A 5,162-nucleotide genomic window follows, 5' to 3' on the forward strand; every position below is an offset into this window, starting at 1 on the left:
TGAGGCTAAGGAAGAACTTCAGGATATGTTCTCCAGGAGGTACTCCTAATGGTTTACACAAAATTATTGACACAACCTTATCAAAAGGCATTAGTTCTTCGATGTTTCCTGTTTCAATAGCTTTTTCGGCAGCTTCGAAAAATTTTTCAAGATTCATTCTTTTTCCTCTAAAAGGATAGTTTTATTCCTGCGAATATGCTTCTTCCCGGTTCGTTGTATCCGTAGGCAAGTTGATAGTTTTTGTCTGTTAGATTAAATAGTTTTATGTAACCTGATAGATGTGTGTTTATTTTGACAAGCATGTAACAGTTGTATATGGTGAAGGCGGGTAGAGTTACCTGTGTTGCAGGCCATGTGTTGAAGTCATAGTCTTCCCGTTTGCCGTAATGAATTGCCATGAAAGTGATAGTTCCTTTGTTTAGATTTTTTGTAAAGGAAATTTTATACATGTTTTTCGGTAGTCTTAGTGTAGGATTCCATGAAGTGCCGTCATACCATATGGAATGGGTATGGGTATAGGAAACTTTTACTTTTGAGTTTAAAGGAAGTTTTACCATTACAGAAGATTCCGAGCCTTCGGTTTTTCCTTCTTTCCCGTTTGTATAGGTAAGATAACCTTTAACAGGGTCGTAGGTTGTTGTTATTACGTCGGTAGTTTTTGTCTTAAAGTAGCTTATGCCTGCAGTACCGTATTTTCCCAATCTTTGTTCCAGTCCTGCTGTTAAGCTTCTGCTTTTTTCCGGTTTCAGGTCTGGGTTTCCATAAAAGTTCCAGTTTGGATATTCTCCATAAAGTTGATCTATTGAAGGTGCTTTAAAGCTTTTACCATATTGGATTTTAAAAAGTGTTCTTGAGGATTTAACAGTGTAACTTCCGGCTAACTTGTATGATGTGAATGTTCCAAAAGAGGAGAAATGGTCTTTTCTTATTCCTGCTAAAATGTTTAGATTTTTCAGTTTTATATAACTGTTTAAAGATGCTGAATCTGTTTGTTGGCTTTTGTCAGAATAGCTTGTAGTATCTGTCACATCTACTCTGTGGTTAATTGACGGCATTATTGTTAAAAGGTCTGAAAGCTTTGTTTTAAGATTTAAGTCGGCATAGTAGGTGCTTCCGGAGTAGTATGTTTGAGAATCAGAATCATAGTCGGTAAAATTTCTCTGGGACTGTGAAGTGCCAAGATTAATGCTGGCAATAGTTTTTGGAGATAGTATATATTTCCCGTTGAAGGTTGCTGTTAGTTTGTGGTATTTTTCAAGTCCGTTGTCGTATTCACTTTCTCCGCTTTTATAGTTAAAGTAACTTTCTATTTTAATATTTTGGTTTAAAAGAGATGAAAAAGTGTATCCAATATCTTTGTAATTTGAGCTTTCTTTGTCTCCGTCGCTTTTTATGTCGTATCCATCTGTTCTAAAGTCTGTGTAGAAAAGGTCAAATAGAGTATTTTCCTTCTTGAATCCTACCTTTACGGTTCCTTTTTTTGTGTTGTAAGATCCGTATTCAAGGTTCACAAGATTTTTTCCCTCAGGTTTTGTAATTATGTTTATAACACCGGCAACGGCCTGAGAGCCATAAAGAGCACTTTGAGGTCCTTTTAAAATTTCTATTATTTCTACGTCGGATAGATTTAGAAGAGAGAGATCTACTGTTCCGTCAGGTGTTGACGGATCATTAACGGGGATACCGTTTATCAAAAATAGAATGTATTTTTTATCAAGGCCGTAAATGTAGATGTTGGATACCTGTCCCCAGCCGTTGTCTGAAACTGCTATGCCTTCTGCTGTTTTAAGAACATCTTCTATACTTTTCACTTTCCATTTTTCTATATCATTTTTTGTTATTACAATTACGTTGTCGCCTGTTTTCTCTTCACTGAGAGGGATTTTTGTGCTTACTACAGTAACTGATGGAATTTCCGCTTTTGATGGAATTGAAGTTACCGAAGCAACAATTATGAGACTTGTGATTTTTAGTAAATTTTTCATACAGCCTCTCCTCCTCTATATTAAAACTTGCTGTCTTTTGTTTATTTTTACAATTTTGACTGGACAGTCATAAACAGATGTAAGAAATTGCTCTGTTACACCGGTACTTGGTACTATCTTCCCTTCTTTTATTCCAACAATAGAATCAGCTGTGTTTAAGATAAAATTTAGATCGTTTGATACAATTATAACAATTTTCCTTAATCTTTTCATCTTTAAGACGAAACTTTTGAATTCTTTTAACACTACAACGTCAAGGAAAGCACTCGGTTCGTCCAGAAGGACGACTTTCGGATCGATGATTTCAAGTCTTGCAAGGAACAGTCTGACTTTTTCTCCACCGCTGAGAGTTGATAAAGATTGATGTTTTTGCTTTTTTAGATTGTATTTTTCAATTGTTCTATCTATTTTTTTTAGGGATGTTTGCGTTAGTTTGGCGGTTGTTTCCAATATTTCCTTGACTGTCAGAGATGATACCGGGAATTCTTGGGGAAGTAGGTTTATTTTTTTTATTCTTTCGCTTCCCGGTAGATTTTTGATTTCTTTTCCGTTAAGGATAATTTCTCCGCTGTATTTTAAGAATCCTGAAATTGCTTTTAGTAGTGTAGATTTACCGCTTCCATTTTTTCCAACTATGCCTGTTATTTCTCCTGCTTTTACTTTGAAAGAGATACCTTTTAAAATGTTTTTGTATTTTACATTGCTTATTTCAAGCAAGATTCTTGTTCCTCCAGAGGATGAATATGAATGCCGGAGCTCCTATTAGAGCTGTTATTGTGCCTGCCGGTATGTCGTAGCTTTCGAAGACAGTTTTTATAATTAGCTCTGCCAGGATAAGGGCACTTGCTCCGGAGAAAATGGCAAAGATTAGCAGTTCACCTGTTTTTCTGATTTTAAGTAATCTTCCCAGGTGTGGTATGACTATACCTATAAAACCGATTATTCCCGTTTGAGAAACGATTATAGCTGTGAATACGGAACTTAAAAGCAGGTATATTATTCTTTCTTTTTCGGGACTTACTCCCGATAGATAAGCAAACAGGTCTCCCAGTGATAGTGCGTCTATTCGTTCTGCGCTTTTTGAAAAAATGAACACCAGAAGGAATGGCAGCAAGAAGAGGAAAAAACTTTTTTTTAAAGATAAAACAGGAATGAATCCTAATAGAAAAAAGAGGATGGAAGGTGATTGTTGTGGGTTTTTAATGGCTGTTGTTATCACTATTAGAGATGATAAGGTTGCGTTGACTCCGACTCCAAACAGAATGAGCTTTAATTTGCTTTCAAGGATTTTGCCCGATAATGCCAGAGCTGCAATTGTGAGTAGCCCTCCTATTAGAGCACTTGTTTCCGGATTTATATTAAATGTGTATCCTATCACGGCTCCCAGAGCACTTCCTGCGGAAACTCCAAGTATGTAAGGATCGGCGAGTGGATTAGAAAGGACATTTTGAAATACAACTCCTGACATCGATAGAATGCTTCCTGCTGCAAATGCTGTTAGAAGTTGTGGGATTCTGATAATTTTTATGATATTTCTGTCTGGGAATCCGAGGAGAAGGAAACTTATGGAAGAGAGAAAAAGCAGTGTTGCAGAAAGTTTTATTTTTTTTGACAAACCTTTTCCTCCAGCTTTTCTATTCCTTTTATAATATATGGTCCCGGTTTTAAAAGATATTTACTGCTTATGTGTATGGATTTTGCCCGAAGATGCTTGAATATGGAATTATCATTATTTGTTGAGATTAAAATGATAATGTCAGGTTTATGTTTGAAGATGAATTCGGGAGAAATGGTTTTGTATGTTCCGTTTCCGGCTATATTAACCGCCCCCGCGTCTTTTATTATTTCTCCTAAGAAAGTTTGATTTCCTGCCGTGTATATGGGGTTTACCGAGAAAACCATAAGCACTTTTTTGTCTTTTATACATTGCGAAAGTTTCTTTTCTTCTTCTTTGTAACTTTTTATAAAAGTTTTCGCTTTTCCTCTGCCGTTGTTGCTCAGGATATTTCCAATTTTAACTATTGCATCTGCAATGTCCTGTATCGTTGTGATTTTAAATGTCATTACCGGAATTTTAAAAATTTTTATTGTTTCTATCGTTGATTTTGGATTGCCGTTCATTGCAAAGACAAGATCAGGATGGAGTGATACAATTTTTTCCAGGTTGGGATTGATGATACCGCCTATTTTTTCTTTTTTTTCTGCTTCTTTCGGAACCGTGCAGTATCTTGTGTTCGCTATAAGTTTTTTTCCGTTGCCGGTGAAAAAGATGATCTCCGTTAGGGCTGGCGATAGGGAAATTACTCTCTGGAAATTTTGAGCCCAGGCGCTAACTGAGAGGATTAGGAAAATAAGGAGCATTCTCATCTTTTTAATCCTTGAGATGGCGGAGAGGGCGGGATTCGAACCCGCGGTACCGGTTTTAGCCGGTACAACGCCTTAGCAGGGCGCCGCCTTCAGCCAGCTCGGCCACCTCTCCGTGATAATCTTTATAAGAACATGGTGAGCCGCCCAGGACTCGAACCTGGGACCTACGGATTAAAAGTCCGTTGCTCTACCAACTGAGCTAGCGGCCCATTAGTGGCGGAGGGGGAGGGATTCGAACCCCCGGAGGGCTGGTTAGGCCCTCAGGTGATTTCAAGTCACCCGCCTTCAGCCAGACTCGGCCACCCCTCCAAAAAGGTGCGAATAGAAAGATAGGTTTTTTCTGCTTAGATGTCAAGATTTGTTCAAGTTCAATACATGGTGGACACCTTGATAACTTCTAATATAGTCCCGAAACTTCTCAGCGGGGGTCTTAAATCCAAGAGCCTGGTGAGGTCTGATGAAATTATAAACTCTAATGAACTCAAAGAGTTTTTTGGTCATTTCAACAACTGAAGGTTTTGTTTCCTCTATCATCCACAGCTCACTTTCTATCGTCTGAATAAATCTTTCTACGTGAGCATTGGTCTTTGGGGATCTTGGATAGCTGAAATAATGTTTTATTCTTTTTCCTTTAAGGTATTTGTCTAACTCTCCCAGAAATTCACTACCGTTGTCGGTTTGAACGTTTTCTATCTTGAAGGGAAAGTATCTCTCAAGTTCCTGGAAAAACCGTGGTTGTGTCAATAATTTTGTGTAAACCATTAGGAGTACCTCCTGGAGAACATATCCTGAAGTTCTTCCTTAGCCTCA

At 37.7% G+C, this 5,162-nt stretch carries 4 protein-coding genes, 3 tRNA genes and 1 pseudogene; all 8 read right to left on the minus strand.

Features of this window, described 5'->3' with window-relative positions:
- Window positions 1–167: 167 nt before the first annotated feature.
- Window positions 168–1,985, minus strand: coding sequence for a TonB-dependent receptor plug domain-containing protein (locus tag BLW93_RS08385; RefSeq protein ID WP_076713627.1), 1,818 nt, complete (start codon window positions 1,983–1,985; stop codon window positions 168–170).
- Window positions 1,986–2,000: 15 nt separating this feature from the next.
- Window positions 2,001–2,702: an ABC transporter ATP-binding protein gene (locus BLW93_RS08390; protein WP_076713628.1), complete on the minus strand. Its 702-nt coding sequence runs from the start codon at window positions 2,700–2,702 to the stop codon at window positions 2,001–2,003.
- Window positions 2,695–3,600: a FecCD family ABC transporter permease gene (locus BLW93_RS08395; protein WP_076713629.1), complete on the minus strand. Its 906-nt coding sequence runs from the start codon at window positions 3,598–3,600 to the stop codon at window positions 2,695–2,697. The genes BLW93_RS08390 and BLW93_RS08395 overlap by 8 nt, the downstream gene beginning before the upstream one ends.
- Window positions 3,585–4,352: a helical backbone metal receptor gene (locus tag BLW93_RS08400; RefSeq protein WP_078058279.1), complete on the minus strand. Its 768-nt coding sequence runs from the start codon at window positions 4,350–4,352 to the stop codon at window positions 3,585–3,587. The genes BLW93_RS08395 and BLW93_RS08400 overlap by 16 nt, the downstream gene beginning before the upstream one ends.
- 17 nt (window positions 4,353–4,369) lie before the next feature.
- Window positions 4,370–4,464, minus strand: a tRNA-Ser gene (locus tag BLW93_RS08405).
- 21 nt (window positions 4,465–4,485) lie between these two features.
- Window positions 4,486–4,561 (minus strand) — tRNA-Lys (locus tag BLW93_RS08410).
- A 5-nt stretch (window positions 4,562–4,566) separates the two neighbouring features.
- A tRNA-Ser gene (locus BLW93_RS08415) sits at window positions 4,567–4,661 on the minus strand.
- Window positions 4,662–4,703: 42 nt separating this feature from the next.
- Window positions 4,704–5,084 (minus strand): annotated as a pseudogene (locus tag BLW93_RS08420) (integrase core domain-containing protein); the annotation flags it as partial.
- Window positions 5,085–5,162 lie beyond the last annotated feature (78 nt).

It is taken from the genome of Desulfurobacterium indicum (assembly GCF_001968985.1).
GTDB lineage: Bacteria > Aquificota > Aquificia > Desulfurobacteriales > Desulfurobacteriaceae > Desulfurobacterium_A > Desulfurobacterium_A indicum.